Origin of the sequence: Mycolicibacterium confluentis (assembly GCF_010729895.1) — a bacterium.
Taxonomy (GTDB): Bacteria; Actinomycetota; Actinomycetes; order Mycobacteriales; family Mycobacteriaceae; genus Mycobacterium; species Mycobacterium confluentis.
Map to the genome: position 1 here is coordinate 5,670,594 of NZ_AP022612.1, position 16,991 is coordinate 5,687,584.

A 16,991-nucleotide genomic window follows, 5' to 3' on the forward strand; every position below is an offset into this window, starting at 1 on the left:
CACCGCAGTGATCACATTCGATGACGTCACCAAGCAGTACCCCGACGGCACCATCGCGGTGGACCACCTGACCCTGGACGTGGCGGAGGGGACCCTCGCGGCATTCGTCGGTCCGTCCGGGTGCGGCAAGACCACCTCGATGCGCATGATCAACCGGATGATCGAGCCGACCTCGGGGAGACTGACGGTCGACGGCAGGGATGTCACAGGCGTCGATCCCGTGAAGCTGCGGTTGGGCATCGGCTACGTCATCCAGAGCGCGGGACTGATGCCGCATCAACGCGTGATCGACAACGTCGCGACGGTCCCGGTGCTGCGCGGCGAATCGCGGCGCAAGGCTCGTCAGGCCGCGTACGGCGTTCTCGAACGGGTGGGCCTGGATCCGAAGTTGGCCAACCGCTATCCGGCACAGTTGTCGGGCGGACAGCAGCAGCGCGTGGGCGTGGCCCGGGCGCTGGCCGCCGACCCACCGATCCTGCTGATGGATGAGCCGTTCAGTGCGGTCGATCCCGTGGTCCGCGACGAGTTGCAGGCCGAGATCATCAGGCTGCAGGCCGAACTGCGCAAGACCGTCGTGTTCGTCACCCACGACATCGACGAGGCGCTCAAGCTCGGCGACAAGGTCGCGGTGTTCGGCCCCGGCGGGGTGCTGCAGCAGTACGACCCGCCGGACCGTCTGCTGTCGAACCCCGCCAACGAGTTCGTGGCCGGGTTCGTCGGGGCCGACCGGGGCTATCGCGGACTGCAGTTCTTCGGTGCCGCCGGCCTTCCGGTGCATGAGATCCGGCACGTCGGCGAGGACGGTGTCGACGCACTGGAGTTGGCGGCAGGTGAGTGGGCCCTGGTGACCCAGGGCGACGGTACGCCGTACGCGTGGATCGACGGGCAGGGAGTCGAGCGGCACCGCAGCGGGAAGTCGTTATACGACAGCACGATCGCCGGGGGATCACTGTTCCGGCCGAACGGCACCCTGCGTCAGGCACTCGACGCTGCGCTGTCCTCGCCGTCGGGTTTCGGGGTGGCCGTCGACGAGGCGGGCCGGGTGGCCGGTGGCGTCAAGGCCGACGAGGTGCTCGCGGCCCTCGATGAACAGCGCGCCCAGCGCGACCCCTGGCGGACTTAGCCATGCGGTACCTGCTGACGCACCTCGACAGCGCCTGGGCCCTGACCCTGGTGCACCTGCGGTTGTCACTGGTGCCTCTGGTGCTGGGCCTGATGATCGCCGTGCCGTTGGGGGCCGCGGTCCAGCGCACCACGGTGCTGCGGCGCCTGACGACGGTGACGGCCAGCATCATCTTCACCATCCCGTCGCTGGCGCTGTTCGTGGTGCTGCCGCTGATCATCCCGACCCGGATCCTCGACGAGGCCAACGTCATCGTCGCCCTCACGCTCTACACCACCGCACTGCTCGTGCGGGCCGTACCCGAGGCGCTCGACGCCGTGCCGGCGCAGGTGCGTGACGCCGCCACCGCCGTCGGGTACCGGCCGCTCACCCAACTGGTGAAAGTCGAACTGCCGCTCGCGATTCCGATCCTGGTGGCCAGCCTGCGTGTGGTCGCGGTGACCAACATCTCGATGGTGTCGGTGGGTTCGGTGATCGGCATCGGCGGGCTGGGCACGTGGTTCACCGAGGGCTATCAGGCCGACAAGAGTGATCAGATCATCGCGGGCATCATCGCAATCTTCGTGCTCGCCGTGGTCATCGACAGCTTGATCCTGCTGCTGGGCCGGGCCATCACACCGTGGGTGCGGGCCACCCGCGCACCGCGACTCAAACTTCGGGCGGCACAATGAACTTCCTGCAACAGGCGCTGTCCTTCATCTTCACCGCCGCCAACTGGGCCGGCCCCGCGGGACTGGGTGCGCGCATCCTGGAGCATCTGCAGTACACCGCGATCGCGGTGCTGTTCTCGGCGCTGATCGCCATTCCGATCGGCATGTTGATCGGGCACACCGGGCGCGGCACGTTCCTGGTCGTGACCGGGGTCAATGCGTTGCGGGCCCTGCCCACGCTCGGTGTGCTGCTGCTCGGTGTGCTGCTGTGGGGGTTGGGTCTGGTGCCGCCGACCGTGGCGCTGATGCTGCTGGGCATCCCGCCTCTGTTGGCCGGCACGTACGCGGGAATCGCCAATGTCGAAGCCACGGTGGTGGACGCGGCGCGCGCGATGGGCATGACGGAGTCGCGGGTGCTGCTGCGCGTGGAGACCCCGATCGCCCTGCCACTGATCCTCGGCGGACTGCGCACCGCGACGCTGCAGATCGTGGCGACCGCGACGGTGGCGGCCTATGCCAGCCTGGGCGGCCTGGGACGGTATCTGATCGACGGCATCAAGGTGCGTCAATTCCACATCGCACTGGTCGGGGCGCTCATGGTCACCGCGCTCGCGCTGCTCCTCGACGCGGCGTGCGCGTTCGCGGTCTGGCTGTCGGTGCCGGGTGCCGGGAGGCTGTCACGCTTCGGCGGACGGATGCCGCAGCCACTGCTCGACGACGAAGTCATGCTCGGCGCATCTCACAGTGAGCCGGTGCCGGTGGCGCACAGGCGTGAGTAGGCATTGTCGTGAGTGCGGTCTCAGTGTGGGGATCAGTTGTCCACCCCACTACGAACGAGTCACCGCGTCCCTTACGGTAGATGGGTGAGTACAGCCAATGCTCCGGCCCAGACTGCCTGGCCTGCCATCCTGACCTGGCGGGCATATGACATCCCGCGGATGGAATCGGTGAGGGTGCAGCTGTCCGGCAACCGCATCAAGGCGTATGGGCGAATCGTGTCGGCAGCGACCGACTCGGCCCCCGCGTTCAGTGCCTCCTACGACCTCGTCACCGACGAGTCGGGGGCCACCAAGCGACTGTCGATGACGGTGACTTCGGCCGAGCGCGAGCGTCAGCTGTCGATCGCCCGCGATGAAGAGAACATGTGGCTCGTCCAGGACCACACCGGTCAGACCTCGCGGGCCGCGTTCGACGGAGCACTCGATGTCGACGTCGTGTTCAGCCCGTTCTTCAACGCACTGCCGATCCGCCGCACAGGTCTGCACCAGCGCTTGGACTCCGTGTCGCTGCCGATCGTGTATGTGTGGCTGCCCGACCTCGTGGTCGCGCCCGTGACGATCGGCTACACCGGGGCGGCCGACGGCATCAAGGTCCAGTCGCCCGTGGCGAGCGCCACCATGACCGTCGACTCCGACGGGTTCATCGTCGATTACCCGGGCCTGGCAGAGCGGATCTGATCACCCCGCCCGCACGACCCGCGGCGGCCAGTTCGGCACGCCAGTCGGGTTCGTCGAGCGTGATCGTCAGAATGTCTGGCCGCGAAAAGCTGTCGTAGCGGATACGCGCGGCATGCCCGGCCTCGACCAGTTCGCTGACTGACTGCGACTCGGCCAGCGAGTGCCGGGCCGAAGTCAACTGTTCGATGGCCTGATCGAGCAGCGGCACCAGGTCGGAGCTGTTGGCCTCGCACATCGCCCGCACCAGATCGGGAGCGGTGGCCGCGACCCGTGTCCCGTCGCGGAACGATCCGGCGGCCAACGCGAACGCCAACGGCACCTCACCGGCGGTGACCGCCAGGGACTCGGCCAGCAGGTGCGGCAGATGCGAGATGGCCGCGGCGGCCGCATCGTGCTCGTCGGAGCGGGCAGGCACCACAAAAGAACCGCAGTCCAGCGCGAGGTTCATCACCTGCGTCCAGACCTGGACGTCGACGTGATCGTCGACCGACAGCACCCAGGCGGCATCCTCGAACAGGTCGGTCCGTCCGGCCGACCACCCCGAATGCGCGGTCCCGGTCATCGGATGTCCGCCCACGTAGTTCGCCAACAGGCCGGCCTGCCGCACGGCGTCGAGCACCGCGCCCTTCACGCTGATGACGTCGGTGAGCGGGTTCAGCGGAGCGGTGTCGGCGATGTGGGACAGCATCGTCGGGACGGCGGGCATCGGCACAGCGACGACGATCAAGGCCTCGGTTTCGGCGGCCTGCTGCAGCGTGGCGGTCAGGTCGGTGGAGGCCTCGAAGCCGTCGAACTGGGCCGCCTTCGCGCCGTCCACCGAGCGGTTGTAGCCGAACACTGGGTGGCCCGCAGCGGAGGCCGCGCGCATCAACGAGCCACCGATCAGGCCGAGGCCCAGCACGCACACGGGTGTTCTGCTCACCGTCCAAGGTTGGCACACAACCCTGCAGCGGGCGATTGCCTGTTCAACCCTGATGCCGGAGGACTACCGTAAGCGCCCATGGGAACCCAGCGAGCTTCGAAGCAGGAAGCTTCAGCGGACCAAGACCGCCCCGACGGGTTCGGGGTCGCCGTCGTGCGCGAGGAAGGAAAGTGGCGGTGTTCGTCGATGCGCCCTGCGGCTCTGACCAGCCTGAGTGTCGCCGAGACTGAGTTGCGGGAACTTCGCAGCTCAGGTGCGGTGTTCGGGCTGCTCGACGTCGACGACGAATTCTTTGTGATCGTGCGACCCGCCCCCGCGGGGACGCGCCTGCTGCTGTCCGACGCGACCGCGGCCCTGGACTACGACTTCGCTGCCGAAGTGCTCGACAAGCTGGACGCCGACATCGACGATGACGAACTCGAGGACTCCGATCCGTTCGAGGAGGGCGACCTGTCGCTGCTGTCGGACATCGGCCTGCATGAGGACGTGCTCGGGGTGATCGTGGGGGACACCGAGTTGTACGCCGATGAGCAGATCAGCCGCATCGCGCGCGAGATGGGTTTCGCCGACGAACTCTCGGCGGTGTTGGACAAACTCGATCGGTGAGCGTTTCCCCCACCGACGAGGCCCTCATCCGGGCCGCGCTGGAGGCTGCCCGCGCCGCGGGTCCGCGTGACGTCCCGATCGGCGCGGTGATCGTCGACGCGTCCGGTGTCGAGTTGGCCCGCGCCGCCAACGCCCGCGAGGAACTCGGGGACCCCACCGCGCACGCCGAGATCCTGGCGCTGCGGGCTGCCGCGGCCGTCCACGGTGACGGCTGGCGGCTGGAGGGCGCGACCCTGGCGGTGACGGTCGAACCGTGCACGATGTGCGCGGGCGCGCTCGTCATGGCGCGGGTGGCACGGGTGGTGTTCGGGGCCTGGGAGCCCAAGACCGGCGCGGTGGGCTCGCTGTGGGATGTGGTGCGTGACCGCAGGCTGACGCATCGCCCGCAGGTGCGTGGCGGTGTGCTGGAGCGGGAGTGCGCCGCGCTGCTCGAGGAGTTCTTCGCGACCCAGCGCTGACGGGTGACGTGCGCAAGATCGACACCAGGGTCGTTGCGGAAGCGATTTCACAGCCCTCACGTCGAACTCGCAGGGGCGTGTGACCGCCGGGGTGTGATGCAGCCAGCGCGATTAGGGCCAGACGCGGGCGGCCGGTAAGCTGCCACACGGTGGCGTGTCCGAGCGGCCTAAGGAGCACGCCTCGAAAGCGTGTGACGGGTAACCCCCGTCCGAGGGTTCAAATCCCTCCGCCACCGCCAGAGCCCCTCACCTGTGTATGCAGGTGAGGGGCTTTTTCATTTCCGATGCAGAGTTTTCCTGGCAACCGCGTGCCCCACTGGCCAGGCGCGTGAGCCAACCCCGCGCCGGGTAAGCAGTCGCGGACCTACAGTGTCCACGAGCGCAGGCGGGGAGGCAGATGACATCGGCGAGTTCGACCTCCATGTGGGCGCCGTTGCAGTCGCCGGTCTTTCGGGCGTTGTGGATCGCGCAGTTCGTGTCGAACCTGGGCACGTGGATGCAGACCGTCGGCGCGCAGTGGATGCTCGTCGACGACCCGCGCGCCGCCGTGCTGGTGCCGCTGGTGCAGACCGCGACCACGCTGCCGGTCATGCTGCTCGCGTTGCCGTCCGGGGTGCTGGCAGATCTGATTGACCGCCGCCGCCTGCTGATCGCCACGCAGGGCGCGATGGCCGCCGGCGTCGGGCTGCTCGCGACATTGACCGGGGCCGGGCTGACCACCCCGACCGTTCTGTTGACGCTGCTGTTCGTGATCGGCTGCGGGCAGGCGCTGACCGCGCCGGCATGGCAGGCCATCCAGCCCGATCTCGTTCCGTCGCAACAGATTCCGGCGGCCGCCGCACTGGGCAGTATGAGCATGAACGGCGCCCGGGCAATCGGGCCCGCGATCGCCGGCGCGCTGGTGTCGCTGACCGGGCCGACAATCGTGTTCGCGCTCAACGCGGTGTCGTTCGTCGGCATCGTGCTGGTGCTGATCTGGTGGCGGCGCCCGCCCATCCAGAACGACTTCCCGCCCGAGCGGGCGATGGCCGCGCTCAGCGCGGGCGGGCGCTACATCCGCAGATCCCCGATCGTGCGGCGCATCCTGCTGCGCACCGTGTTGTTCATCGCGCCCGGCAGCGCGGTGTGGGGCCTGCTGCCGGTGATCGCCCGCGACCAGCTCGGCCTCGGCTCGGCCGGCTACGGCGCGCTGTTGGGTGCCCTCGGTGTCGGTGCCGTGCTCGGCGCGTTCGCGTTGTCGCGACTGCGGTCCAGGTACGGGGAGAACACACTGCTGATCGCGGGGGCCGCCGGGTTCGCGCTGGCCACTGCCGTGCTGGCGCTCGTGGACAACGTCATGGCGGTCGCTGCGGGTCTGGTGATCGGCGGTACCGCGTGGCTGCTGACGCTCGCGACGCTGAACGCGTCCATGCAGCTGAGCCTGCCCGGTTGGGTGCGTGCCCGCGGGCTGTCGGTGTACCAGCTGGTCTTCATGGGTGGCCAGGCCGTCGGCTCGCTGCTGTGGGGTGTGCTGGCCGGGGCCACCAACAGCGTCACCAGTCTGCTGGTCAGCGCCGCGCTGCTGGTGTTCTGCGGAGTGTCGCTGGCGTGGTGGCCGCTGCATGCCGGCACCGGCAACCTCGACCTCACCCCGTCGACGCACTGGCCGGAACCGACGTTGGTGTTCGAGCCTGAACCGTTGGACGGGCCGGTGCTGGTGATCACCTCCTACCGCGTGGACCCAGAGAACGAGGAGCCGTTCCTGACCGCGATGGCCAGGCTGGGCCGGTCCCGGCAGCGGACCGGCGCGGCGATGTGGCGGCTGTTCCGCAGCGTCGAACAGGAGTCGACGTTCGTGGAGACGTTTGTGGTGCGCTCCTGGGGCGAGCACATGCACCAGCACTACACCCGGCTCACCGGCCAGGACCAGCTCATCGAGCAGAACGTCGAGCGCCTCACCGAGGGCCCGGCGGTCTCCCAGCACTACCTCGCGGTGCGTTACCCCGACTGAATCTCTGTCGCCCAGAGTTGAGCTGTTGACGGCCGCACTCGCGAAACGCGTGCAACAAGTCAACTCTGGGCGCGGGGGCCTACTGGGGTGAGGCCCTGACTGCAGCTACCAGATGACGGCGATACCGGCCGCGGCCAGCGACAGCGCGCCGACGGCGTAGAACAGTCCACGCGGCACGGCCTCACCGGTGCGCTTCTGCCGCGCACTGCCCATGCCGAGCAGGCCGCCGAGGACCACCAGGATCACCAGCTTGGTGCCGATCTTCGGGTAGTTCAGCACGATGCCGGCCGGCCACGGCGCGGCCAGAGCCAGGCCGGTGACCAGCGACACCACCAGGCCGTAATCCATCACGCGGCTCACCTGGAACCGGCGCGCCGCGGCTTCGGCGACCCAGGCGCCGAATGTGACGGCGAAGCCGCAGATGTGAACAAATACAACTACGTCGCGTAGTAGCTCCATGCCGATGAGATTACGACATGGTCGACGGCTGGGGCCGCCTCGTGGGCGGTGTTGCCAAACCGCCCCCGGATTACGTTACGTACTGTAAATCTATTGGCATGCCGGAACCACGCGGCCGGCCCCGCGACCCACAGACCGATCGTGACATCGTGGCGGCCACCAGGCGGCTGCTCATCGAAGACGGTTACGACCAGGTCAGCATCGAGGCCATCGCTCGCGAGGCCGGGGTCAGCCGGCCCACCGTGTACCGCCGGTGGCCGTCCAAGGCTCACGTGGTGTTCGACGCGGTCTTCGACGCCCCGTCCGACGGCGAGATACCCAGCACATCAGGCGATTTCGAAGCAGACCTGCTGAGCTTCGTGCGCGGCGCCCTGACGTTCTGGCGGCAACCGGTCGTGGAGGCTGCGGCGCTGGGCATCCTGGCCGAACGGCACCGCGACCCACAACTGCACATCCGCACGCAGCAGTTGCTCGACGAACGCACCCGCGCGGCCTTCGGCGATTTGGTGCGCGCAGGGGTCGAACAGGGCGCCGTCGACGCCGCGGTGGACGTCGACATGCTCTACCAGGTGCTCATCGGCACGGCCTTCTACACCGCCCAGATGGGCCGCGACACCACCGGTGTCGACGGATTTGCGAAGCGACTGTGCGCCTTGGTGACTGACGGTGCACGACCGAACACCACAGGAAAGGCGCGTCAGCGATGACACAGGAACTCTCGGCGGCATTCGGCGATCTGCTCGACGAACTGCGGGCCATCGAGACCAAGGTGCTCGACGCGCAACTCGAGGGCCAGGACCTGCTCGACGGCTATCGGCTGACCTTCAGCCTGCTGCGCGTCGCGGTCGACGCCTACGTCTGGGGCGATCGCGACAAGCCCATCCTCGTCGATGTGATCAGTCCCTACCTGAAGTGGGGCGGCGACAACTCGGATGCGTATTACCAACTCGCACCGCTGGATCCGAACCGCACCTACCGGGTCACCGGTAATCGGGGCGACGCGGTCTACCTGTCGATGACGGTGTACGGCGGGCCCGGGGGAGGCCAGTACAGCAACCGGATCGTCGGCACCACAAACGATCGCAACCTGACGTTTGACGCAGACGGCAACTTCGAGTTCTTCCTCAGCCCACAACCCCAGCAGGGGCTGACCCTGCAACTGGATCCCGACGCGGAGTTCGCGCTGACCCGCGACTACCTGACCGAACCGCAGACAGGTCGCCGCCCGACTTGGCACATCGAGTCCCTCGACCCGCCCGCGCGGCGCCACGACAGCGCCGAGGACCTCACGAAGAGGCTCAGGTCCGCGAAGATCTGGCTGCACGAACAGGTGTCGTTCCTGCCCACCAAGATCGACCCGCCCAACGAGATCCTCGAACCCTTCCCCGTGCCGCAACACGCCTACGGGTGGTCGGCCGCCGATGCGGCCTATGCGATGGGCGCCTACGACCTGCGCCCGGGGCAGGCACTTGTGGTGACCGGAACGTCACCCGAGTGCGTGTTCTGGAACCTGTGCCTGTGGAATCCGTTCCTGCACACCTACGACTACACCTACGAACGCGTGACCATCAACGGCGCGCACGTGACCCACCAACCCGACGGGTCGTGGGAGATTGTGATCAGCGATGAGGACCCCGGCCACCCGAACTGGGTCTCGACCGCGGGCCGAGCGAAGGGCCTGATCTGGCTGCGCTGGTTCCTCCCCGAGGCCACCCCCGCGCGTCCGACGTGCCGCGTCGTCGACGTCGCCGACATCCGAAAGGCCGGAGCGTGATCACTCGACCCGCGCCCATCCGCTTCAGTGATCTGGCGGACCCGACGTTCCCCGAGGCCGCCGCACCGATCCGCGACGGACTGGCGGCCTACGCCTCCGCACTCGAACTGCGGCCCGAACCCATGCTGGCCGCGGCCGTCGAGCGCACCGGTCTGGACGACTGGGGCGCAACGGATTTCCGGGAGCGTCTCGAGATCCTGTGCACGTCGCTGCGTGACGAGGCCGGTCTCTCCGATACCGGCAAGGCCATCGTCTTCGAGCAGTTGGTCGGCAACCTGGTCAACCGCCTTCGCCTGCAGGCACTGGTGACGGCCCACCCCGAGATCGACGACGTCGTCATCGACCGGCCGATCGTCATCTGCGGACTGCCCCGGACCGGCACCACTCATCTGCACAACCTGCTGGCGGCCGACCCCGCGCTGCGCCACATGCCGTACTGGGAGAGCCTGGAGCCCTTTCCGGCGCCCGGCGAGGACGGACCCGGGCCCCGTCGGGACCGGTGCGCCGCGGGCCTGGACCTGATCCACACGACGATGCCGGAGTTCCGCCGCATGCACGACATGACGGTCGAGCACGCGCACGAGGAGATCCAGCTCCTGGCCAACGACATCTCCGGCATGCTGTTCGAAACCACCTACTATGTGCCGACTTTCGCGGCGCACTACAAGGCGCACGATCAGGCGTCGTCGTACGCCTACCTCAAGCGCAGCCTGCAGGCCATGCAGTGGCTGCGGGGCGGCACCCGGTGGGTGCTGAAGTCGCCGCAGCACCTTGAGCAGTTCCCGACCCTGCGGGCGACGTTCCCGGACGCCACTTTCGTTGTCACCCACCGGGATCCGGTGGAGGTCACGAAGTCGATGCTGACGATGATCTGCTACGCGGCACGGATGTCGAGCCGGCCGGACCTGTCCGTGCTGGTGCCGTACTGGCTCGGCCGCATCGCCGATCTGCTCGACGGCTGTGTCCGGGACCGAGACGTGTTGCCCGCCGAGCAGTCCATCGACGTGCGTTTCGAGGACTTCATGGCCGACGAGCAGGGCACGCTGCGGGCCATCTACGAACGGGCCGGGCAACCGTTCGGCGCCGACGTCCAAGCGGCAATGGGGCAGTTCCTGGCCGAACATCCGCGAGGGCAGTACGGGGGCGTCCTCTACGACCCGGCCGATCTCGGCCTCGACCCGGCGACCGTCTCCGAACGCTTTCAGAGCTACCGGGAGAGGTTCGTCGACTGACGTCCGACATGATGGTCGGGTGACGGTGAAACTGGACCTGCTGACGCCGGGAGTCGAGGTGGCCGTGGTGACCACCCGACTCGACGAGATGGTCGAATTCTACGAGAACTTCCTCGGCCTGGAGTGCGCGGGCGAACTCGATTTCCCGGGCGGGAGGCAGCGCCGCTACGCCGTCGGCAACTGCGTGGTCAAGCTGGTGACCCACGATCCGGCGCCACTGGCCCCGCCGGTGCCCGGTGGCGGACCCGCACAGGCCGGCATCCGCTTCTTCACCCTTGGGGTGAAAAACCTGCGCGAGATCGGCGACCGGTTTGCCGACAGCCCGTATGAGGTAGTCGAACCGGTGACCGAGTTCGCGCCTGCGCCGGGTATCGGATTCATGTTCGTCGCCGACCCGGACGGAAACTGGATCGAGTTCTACGGAACGTTGTGATTCCCGGCGTGACACCCGCCGGCCACGAGTAGGAATGGGCACATGGAGTTGATATCGCCGACCGACCTGATCTTCCTGCTGGGGGAGAGTCGTGAGCACGCGATGCATGTCGGCGGATTGTCTCTGTACGAGATGCCCGACGACGCGGGCCCGGACTTCGTTCGGGAACTGTACGAGGAGATCGCGGCGGTCAAGGACTTCCAGCCCACGTTCCGCAAGCACCCCGCCACGCTGTTCGGCGGGATCACCAACGCCGCCTGGACCTACGACGACGACGTGGACCTCGACTACCACCTGCGCCGCTCCGCCCTGCCGTCCCCCGGGCGCATCCGCGACCTGTTGGAGTTGACCTCACGCCTGCACGGCACGCTGATGGACCGGCATCGGCCGCTGTGGGAGGCGCACATCATCGAAGGCCTCCCGGACCGCAGGTTCGCGGTGTACACCAAGGTGCACCATGCACTGCTCGACGGTGTCTCGGCGCTCAAGCTCACCGAGCGGACGCTGTCGACGGACCCCGCCGACACCACGGTCCGCGCGCCGTGGGCACTGCCGCCCCAGAAACGCCGACGCGCACCGGGCGGCGACAGTTCGCCGGTGGGCAGGCTGCTGCGCGCGGTCGGCGACACCGCGGGTTCGGTCATCGGACTCGCCCCGTCGACGGTGAAGCTCGCCAGGGCCGCGCTGCTCGAGCAGCAGTTGACCCTGCCGTTCGGCGCGCCCAAGACGATGCTGAACGGCAAGATCGGCGGCGCGCGCCGGGTCGCGGCGCAGACGTGGCCGCTGGAACGGGTGCGACGGATCAAACGGGCCGCGAAGGTCACCGTGAACGATGTCGTACTGGCGATGTGCGCGGGCGCGTTGCGCGCGTATCTGATTGAGCAGAACGGGCTTCCGGACGCACCGTTGATCGCCATGGTGCCAGTGAGCCTGCGCTCGGAGAGCGACGCGAACGCAGGCGGCAATCAGGTCGGTGCGATTCTGTGCAACCTGGCCACCGACGTCGAGGATCCCGCGCTGCGCCTGGCGACCATCGCCGACTCGATGGCCGGCAACAAGAAAGTCTTCTCGGAACTGCCCAAGTTGCAGGCCCTGGCGCTGTCGGCGGCCCTGCTGTCCCCGCTGGGGTTGGTGATGGTGCCGGGGGTGGTGGGCAACACCCCGCCGCCGTTCAACGTCGTCATCTCCAACGTGCCCGGTTCGCAGAAACAGTTGTACTGGAAGGGCGCCCGGTTGACCGGCAACTACCCGCTGTCGATCGCGATGGACGGGCAGGCGGTCAACATCACGCTGGTGACCAACGGCGATCAACTGGACTTCGGGATCGTCGGCTGCCGCAGCAGCGTCCCGCACCTGCAGCGACTGCTCGGCCACCTCGAGGACTCCCTCAAGGACCTCGAGCGCGCCGTCGGGGTGTGACGGAAGCGCTGTGGCCGCGAGACTCAGTGCTGGGCTGCTGCTGTACCGCATCGCCGACGACGGCTTAGAGGTGCTGATCGCCCACCCGGGTGGTCCGTTCTGGGCGCGAAAAGACCAGGGCGCCTGGTCCATTCCGAAAGGCGAGTACGCCGAAGGCGAGGATCCGCTGGCGGCCGCGCGGCGCGAGTTCGCCGAAGAACTCAGCCTCGGTGTGCCGGACGGCGAACCGGTGGCCCTCGGCGAGGTCAAGCAGTCCGGCGGAAAGGTCGTCACGGCCTATGCGTTGGAGGCCGATCTCGACATCACCGACGCCCGCAGCAACACCTTCGAGATCGAGTGGCCGCGCGGATCCGGACGGATGCGGGAGTTCCCGGAGATCGATCGAGTCGCCTGGCTGCATGTCGACGCCGCCCGCGACAAGCTGCTCAAGAGCCAGGCGCCCTTCTTGGACCGGCTGCTCGACCGTCTCAGGCGTGTTCCAGGGTCTCCATTGCCTCGGTGAACACCGCGCTCTTGGCCGTGTTGTCCATGCGTTCCAGACACTCGCGCGCGTACTGCGCGTGGTCGAACTCGTCGAGGAACCCGATGCCGTCGGCCAGCACGGACCACAGCCCCTCACGCAGCATGCTGATGAACCGGTACACCCGGACGATGGCCAGGGCGCGGGCGCAGTCACCGGAACCCTCGTAGGTCTCGACCAGGAGCTCCTCCTCCTCGGCCGTCAGCTCGGCGCGCGCCGCGAAGTGGGCCAAGTCCATGTAGCCGTCGCCGGCCCCGATGAACTCCCAGTCCAGGAGGGTGATGCGATCCCCCTCGGGGGCCAGGATGATGTTCACGTGCGTGGCGTCGGTGTGCACCTGGCACGGCTCGTACGCCCCGCGGGCCGCCTGGATCCGGTCGACGAGATCCAGCGCCCACCGGAAGTCCTCCAGCATGGTCGGGTTCTCGTCGCGGATCCGAGCGGCCAGCCACGTCATTCCGTCGAACGGGTCCGACACCAGGCCGGGGGTCGCGTCGCCTCGCGTCTCGTCGTGCAGACGGCGCAGCGCCCGCGCGGTCAGGCGGATGGCCACCGCCCTGTCCTGCACATCGGAGAGCCTGGTGCCGCTGACGAATTCGACGACGGTCAGGCCGAGATCCTCGACGGCCAGCAGCAGTTCAGCGGCCAGCCCGATCTCGGTCATCCGGGGCCAGATCCGCATCTGGTTGGAGCGCAGGATGCCGATCTCGGCGGCCTTGTCGGCGGGCAGCTGCTCCTGCACCACGACGACGCGTTCCGGCTGGCCGGGCGGCGTGACGGTCACCTTGAAGTTGCGGTTGGTCATGCCGTCGTCAAGTGGTGCGGCGGACCACTGCGCTCCCGGCCAGATGCGGCCGATGGCGCCCTCGATCAGGTCGTGGTGACCGTTGCTTTGGCTGGTGGTTGCTGTCATCGGTTCTCCCTCAGTGGAACTCAGGCGCGCTGCGGCACTCGGGGGTAGTAGTTCTCACAGATCGCCTGGGCCGAACGGCGCGCGTCCTCCCAGGACCAGGTGCGCGGGATGAAGCGGTCGGGACTCATGGCGGCGACGGCCGGGGACACGTCCCCGGAGAGGCTTTCCACCACATGGCGTCCGATGTGCAGTGATCCCTGCACGCCGTGGGCGTTGCAGCCCGCCGCCATGACCAGGCCGGGCAGTGTGCTGACTGGGCCGATCAGGAAGTTCCCGTCCGGGGTGAAGCCGGGCCACCCGGTGAACACGGTGCGGATGCCCAGATCGGTGATCTCGGGGACGACGCGGCTGAGTCCCTCCACGAACTCCCCGAGCACCTCCCAGTTCTCGTGGCGTGCGATTGTGCTGTCGGAGTCCAGCGTCTCCGGCGCGATCGAGGTTCCGTTGTTCTCGAACCCCCCGACCAGGAGGCCGCGGCCTTCACCGCGGGCGTACACCTGCACTTCGGGGATGCGCAGGCACGGACTCGCGGAACTCCACACGTCGGTGTCCGCCGTGATGAGGTACTGCACGAGCACTGGGACGACGGGCAGTTCGATGCCGGCGGTGCGGGCGAGGGCGCCGGCCCACGGGCCAGCCGCGTTGACCACGAGTTCGCTTGTGATCTCGCCCTTGTCGGTGACGACGCCGGTCACCCGGCCATCGGTGATACGCAGCTCGCGCACCTGGGTGTGCGGCATCACGCGGACGCCGCGTTGTCGCGCCCCGGCGAGGTACCCGGCGGTGACGCTGTTGGGCTGCACGAATCCGTCGGTGGGGCACCAGAGCGCCAGCCGCACGTCGCTGACGTCAGTCAGCCCGGGGCACAGTTCCTGCGCGCGTGCACCGTCGACGATCTCGACCTCGAGGCCCGCGGACTCGGCGATGTCGGCCATCGCGCGGTACTCGGCAGCGGTCTCGTCTGACAGCGCCACCCGCAGACTTCCGGTCTCGCGCCAGTCCGACGACACTCCGAGGTCGGCCTCCATCCGGCGATAGAACTCGGCGGCCTCCATGCTGGCGCGAGTGGCCTCCACAGTGGAGCGGGGCTGGCCGACCAGACCTGCGGCCTGCGCGGTGGTGGCGGCCGCTGGGTCCGCCGCGTCGACGAGCTGGATGTCGTCGTGGCCGGCTACGGCGAGGGCGTATGCGACCGACGCACCGACCGCGCCGCCACCAACGACAGTGATCCTGCTGTCCCGAACGCTGCTCATGGACCGAGCTCCTCTCGCCTTCCCGACGCCGTCCCGACGGCGTCGTATCGACGCTAGGTGGGCAGATCGGGACTCACCATAGGACCTTCCGCCCGATCGTTCGTAGGACCCCACCCACGATCACGGGGCACGGGGGAGGGGTCCTAGTTCGTTGGGTCAGAAAAGTCCTATTCAGGCGGGCTCGTCATCTTCATAGCGTGACTCTCCACACAAGTTCGAACCCTCAACCCTGTGGAGACACACGTGCAAGAAGACGACCCGCAGCTCCTCGGTGATCCGCTCGACCGCGCGACCCTCGTGAAACTCGTGGTGACGACGATCGTCCTGCCCCTTCTGGCCCTGCTCGCCGGCTGGATGTGGTTGGCATGACCGAAGTCGCACTCGAAACCAATCGTCCCGTCCACCCGTCCGAGCGGACCTGGGGACCCATCGCGATCTATGGCAACACCGCGTCGGCAGCCATCGCGGTGTGGTGCTTCATGACCGGCGGCTACGTGGCCGCCTACGTGACCGCAGGCCGCGGCTCCATCGGCATAGTGGCGGGCACGATGATCGGCGTCTTCATCTCCCTGCTGGCCGCCCTGCCGCCCGCGACGCGATACGGCCTGGAGGCGGTGCGCTCGACCCGACCGACCCTCGGTGTTCGCGGGTCCTGGTTCACCCTGGCGCTGGTGATGGCCATCCTTGTCGGCTGGAACTCCGTGCTGACCATCTACCTGGGCGGCTCCGGCGCCGAGGCGCTCGCCGCGCTCGGGGTGGTCGGCGAGTCGAGCGCCGGTGTGCTGTCGGTGGTGATCGGGTTGGTCTCCTGTGTGATCGTCGTGGTGATGCTGCGCAACGGGCCGGCGACGCTGCGTCTGGCGGGGCCCATCATCGCCATCACCGTGCTCGTCACTGCCGCGATCATGACGATCTTCATGTTCGTGAAATTCGGCCCCAGCATGATCTTCTCGGCGCCCGCCGTCGATCCGCTGCCCGACGAGTCCACCAACTACATGATCGTGGTCGAGCTCGGCATCGCCGGTGCGGTTGCGTGGTGGCCCTACATCGGCGGCCTCACCCGCAACTCCCGGTCCACCCGTACCGCCGTCATCCCGTCGGTCCTCGGACTCGGTCTGAGCATGGGCGCCATCCTGTGCGTCGGTCTGTTCGCCGCGGTCGTCGTGCCCGAGTCGGGCGGAAACCCGACGCTGTTCATGATCGAATCCGGCGGTGTCGCACTGGGTCTCGTGGCGCTGATCTTCATGGCGCTGTCCACGATCGGGACGACGATGGTCGGCGTATACGCCTGCGCCCTGGCGCTCAAGCAGATCAAGTCGGTGGATCGGGCGATCTCGTGGCGGACCGCGACGATCGTCAGCACCATTCCTGTGGCGGTGGTGGTCGCCGTCTTCGCTGATCCCTTCATGGCCCACTACGGAACGTTCCTGGCGTTCGCGGGCGTGACGCTCGGTCCGTTGTGCGGTGTGCAGGTCGCGGACTACTTCCTGCTGCGCCGACAGGTCCTGGATGTCCATGGGCTGTACGACGACGGTGCCCGGACCTACTGGTACATCGCGGGATTCAACCCCGCCGGGTTCGTGGCCATCGCCGCCGGTGTGGTGACCTACCTGTACGTCCTCGATCCGGTGACCTTCACACCCGGAACGCAGGCCTTCTCGGTGATGAGCGCCACGGTGCCGGCGTTCCTCGCCTCGGGACTGGTGTACCTGGTCCTCATGAAGGCCCTCCCCGGGCTGCTGAAGAACTCGATGCGGTAGCAGAGCGCAAAAAGGAGGAGGG

Annotated in this window: 19 protein-coding genes and 1 tRNA gene; 16 read left to right on the forward strand and 4 right to left on the reverse strand. The window is 68.0% G+C overall.

Features of this window, described 5'->3' with window-relative positions; genetic code table 11:
- Window positions 1-7: 7 nt before the first annotated feature.
- The 4 genes from G6N34_RS26575 (at window position 8) to G6N34_RS26590 (ending at window position 3,230) form a co-directional block, all read left to right on the forward strand.
- Window positions 8-1,123: an ABC transporter ATP-binding protein gene (locus G6N34_RS26575; protein ID WP_085154264.1), complete on the forward strand. Its 1,116-nt coding sequence runs from the start codon at window positions 8-10 to the stop codon at window positions 1,121-1,123.
- Between the two features lie 2 nt (window positions 1,124-1,125).
- Window positions 1,126-1,794 carry an ABC transporter permease gene (locus tag G6N34_RS26580; RefSeq protein ID WP_085154266.1) on the forward strand — a complete coding sequence of 223 codons (669 nt, stop codon included), beginning with the start codon at window positions 1,126-1,128 and terminating at the stop codon, window positions 1,792-1,794.
- Complete coding sequence (locus G6N34_RS26585; RefSeq protein ID WP_085154268.1) at window positions 1,791-2,552, forward strand: ABC transporter permease; 762 nt, start codon at window positions 1,791-1,793, stop codon at window positions 2,550-2,552. The genes G6N34_RS26580 and G6N34_RS26585 overlap by 4 nt, the downstream gene beginning before the upstream one ends.
- Window positions 2,553-2,636: 84 nt before the next feature.
- Window positions 2,637-3,230 carry a putative glycolipid-binding domain-containing protein gene (locus G6N34_RS26590; RefSeq protein WP_085154270.1) on the forward strand — a complete coding sequence of 198 codons (594 nt, stop codon included), beginning with the start codon at window positions 2,637-2,639 and terminating at the stop codon, window positions 3,228-3,230.
- Here G6N34_RS26590 and G6N34_RS26595 read toward each other — a convergent pair.
- Window positions 3,193-4,137 carry a prephenate dehydrogenase gene (locus G6N34_RS26595; RefSeq protein WP_234813023.1) on the reverse strand — a complete coding sequence of 315 codons (945 nt, stop codon included), beginning with the start codon at window positions 4,135-4,137 and terminating at the stop codon, window positions 3,193-3,195. The genes G6N34_RS26590 and G6N34_RS26595 overlap by 38 nt on opposite strands.
- A gap of 93 nt (window positions 4,138-4,230) precedes the next feature.
- Between G6N34_RS26595 and G6N34_RS26600 the strand changes: the two genes are divergently transcribed.
- The 4 genes from G6N34_RS26600 (at window position 4,231) to G6N34_RS26615 (ending at window position 7,206) form a co-directional block, all read left to right on the forward strand.
- Entirely contained in the window at window positions 4,231-4,758 is a 528-nt protein-coding gene (locus G6N34_RS26600) for a tRNA adenosine deaminase-associated protein (protein WP_085154274.1), read from the forward strand.
- Window positions 4,755-5,216: a nucleoside deaminase gene (locus G6N34_RS26605; RefSeq protein WP_085154276.1), complete on the forward strand. Its 462-nt coding sequence runs from the start codon at window positions 4,755-4,757 to the stop codon at window positions 5,214-5,216. The genes G6N34_RS26600 and G6N34_RS26605 overlap by 4 nt, the downstream gene beginning before the upstream one ends.
- A gap of 148 nt (window positions 5,217-5,364) precedes the next feature.
- Window positions 5,365-5,455: transfer RNA gene (locus tag G6N34_RS26610), tRNA-Ser, on the forward strand.
- Between the two features lie 158 nt (window positions 5,456-5,613).
- Window positions 5,614-7,206: an MFS transporter gene (locus G6N34_RS26615; protein ID WP_085154278.1), complete on the forward strand. Its 1,593-nt coding sequence runs from the start codon at window positions 5,614-5,616 to the stop codon at window positions 7,204-7,206.
- A 105-nt stretch (window positions 7,207-7,311) separates the two neighbouring features.
- Here G6N34_RS26615 and G6N34_RS26620 read toward each other — a convergent pair whose 3' ends face one another.
- Window positions 7,312-7,665, reverse strand: a complete 354-nt coding sequence (locus G6N34_RS26620; RefSeq protein ID WP_085154280.1) for a Fe-S protein — start codon at window positions 7,663-7,665, stop codon at window positions 7,312-7,314.
- A gap of 98 nt (window positions 7,666-7,763) precedes the next feature.
- On the opposite strand from G6N34_RS26620, the gene G6N34_RS26625 reads away from it, so the two are divergent.
- The 6 genes from G6N34_RS26625 to G6N34_RS26650 are packed head-to-tail and all read left to right on the forward strand — an operon-like array spanning window position 7,764 to window position 13,025.
- Window positions 7,764-8,372, forward strand: a complete 609-nt coding sequence (locus G6N34_RS26625) for a TetR/AcrR family transcriptional regulator (protein ID WP_085154282.1) — start codon at window positions 7,764-7,766, stop codon at window positions 8,370-8,372.
- Window positions 8,369-9,439, forward strand: a complete 1,071-nt coding sequence (locus G6N34_RS26630) for a DUF1214 domain-containing protein (protein ID WP_085154284.1) — start codon at window positions 8,369-8,371, stop codon at window positions 9,437-9,439. The genes G6N34_RS26625 and G6N34_RS26630 overlap by 4 nt, the downstream gene beginning before the upstream one ends.
- Window positions 9,436-10,671: a sulfotransferase family protein gene (locus tag G6N34_RS26635; RefSeq protein ID WP_234813011.1), complete on the forward strand. Its 1,236-nt coding sequence runs from the start codon at window positions 9,436-9,438 to the stop codon at window positions 10,669-10,671. The genes G6N34_RS26630 and G6N34_RS26635 overlap by 4 nt, the downstream gene beginning before the upstream one ends.
- 19 nt (window positions 10,672-10,690) lie before the next feature.
- Window positions 10,691-11,104, forward strand: a complete 414-nt coding sequence (locus G6N34_RS26640; RefSeq protein ID WP_085154288.1) for a VOC family protein — start codon at window positions 10,691-10,693, stop codon at window positions 11,102-11,104.
- A gap of 42 nt (window positions 11,105-11,146) precedes the next feature.
- Window positions 11,147-12,523, forward strand: coding sequence for a WS/DGAT/MGAT family O-acyltransferase (locus G6N34_RS26645; RefSeq protein WP_085154290.1), 1,377 nt, complete (start codon window positions 11,147-11,149; stop codon window positions 12,521-12,523).
- A gap of 10 nt (window positions 12,524-12,533) precedes the next feature.
- A complete protein-coding gene (locus G6N34_RS26650) occupies window positions 12,534-13,025 on the forward strand; it encodes an NUDIX hydrolase (protein WP_109788597.1) in 492 nt (163 codons plus the stop codon).
- On the opposite strand, the gene G6N34_RS26655 is transcribed toward G6N34_RS26650, so the two are convergent.
- Both G6N34_RS26655 and G6N34_RS26660 read right to left on the reverse strand, forming a co-directional pair.
- The gene (locus G6N34_RS26655) at window positions 12,991-13,956 is read right to left on the reverse strand and encodes a phosphotransferase (protein WP_085154292.1); all 966 of its coding nucleotides are present in this window, start codon (window positions 13,954-13,956) and stop codon (window positions 12,991-12,993) included. The two genes, G6N34_RS26650 and G6N34_RS26655, sit on opposite strands and share 35 nt — an antisense overlap.
- Window positions 13,957-13,976: 20 nt before the next feature.
- Window positions 13,977-15,209, reverse strand: a complete 1,233-nt coding sequence (locus G6N34_RS26660; protein WP_085154294.1) for an NAD(P)/FAD-dependent oxidoreductase — start codon at window positions 15,207-15,209, stop codon at window positions 13,977-13,979.
- A 243-nt stretch (window positions 15,210-15,452) separates the two neighbouring features.
- Between G6N34_RS26660 and G6N34_RS28365 the strand changes: the two genes are divergently transcribed.
- Together G6N34_RS28365 and G6N34_RS26665 are read left to right on the forward strand one after the other, a co-directional pair.
- Entirely contained in the window at window positions 15,453-15,578 is a 126-nt protein-coding gene (locus tag G6N34_RS28365; RefSeq protein WP_264016571.1) for a hypothetical protein, read from the forward strand.
- Window positions 15,575-16,969: a cytosine permease gene (locus G6N34_RS26665; RefSeq protein WP_085154296.1), complete on the forward strand. Its 1,395-nt coding sequence runs from the start codon at window positions 15,575-15,577 to the stop codon at window positions 16,967-16,969. Before G6N34_RS28365 ends, G6N34_RS26665 begins: the two co-directional genes overlap by 4 nt.
- The last annotated feature ends 22 nt before the right edge of the window (window positions 16,970-16,991 follow it).

What these genes read in the sequence shown, in the direction of transcription:
- G6N34_RS26580 (WP_085154266.1), top strand. Translation starts at nt 1,126, where the DNA reads ATGCGGTACCTGCTGACGCACCTCGACAGCGCCTGGGCCCTGACCCTG.
- G6N34_RS26585 (WP_085154268.1), top strand. Translation starts at nt 1,791, where the DNA reads ATGAACTTCCTGCAACAGGCGCTGTCCTTCATCTTCACCGCCGCCAAC.
- G6N34_RS26600 (WP_085154274.1), top strand. Translation starts at nt 4,231, where the DNA reads ATGGGAACCCAGCGAGCTTCGAAGCAGGAAGCTTCAGCGGACCAAGAC.
- G6N34_RS26615 (WP_085154278.1), top strand. Translation starts at nt 5,614, where the DNA reads ATGACATCGGCGAGTTCGACCTCCATGTGGGCGCCGTTGCAGTCGCCG.
- G6N34_RS26620 (WP_085154280.1), bottom strand. Translation starts at nt 7,665, where the DNA reads ATGGAGCTACTACGCGACGTAGTTGTATTTGTTCACATCTGCGGCTTC.
- G6N34_RS26625 (WP_085154282.1), top strand. Translation starts at nt 7,764, where the DNA reads ATGCCGGAACCACGCGGCCGGCCCCGCGACCCACAGACCGATCGTGAC.
- G6N34_RS26630 (WP_085154284.1), top strand. Translation starts at nt 8,369, where the DNA reads ATGACACAGGAACTCTCGGCGGCATTCGGCGATCTGCTCGACGAACTG.
- G6N34_RS26645 (WP_085154290.1), top strand. Translation starts at nt 11,147, where the DNA reads ATGGAGTTGATATCGCCGACCGACCTGATCTTCCTGCTGGGGGAGAGT.
- G6N34_RS26655 (WP_085154292.1), bottom strand. Translation starts at nt 13,956, where the DNA reads ATGACAGCAACCACCAGCCAAAGCAACGGTCACCACGACCTGATCGAG.
- G6N34_RS26660 (WP_085154294.1), bottom strand. Translation starts at nt 15,209, where the DNA reads ATGAGCAGCGTTCGGGACAGCAGGATCACTGTCGTTGGTGGCGGCGCG.
- G6N34_RS26665 (WP_085154296.1), top strand. Translation starts at nt 15,575, where the DNA reads ATGACCGAAGTCGCACTCGAAACCAATCGTCCCGTCCACCCGTCCGAG.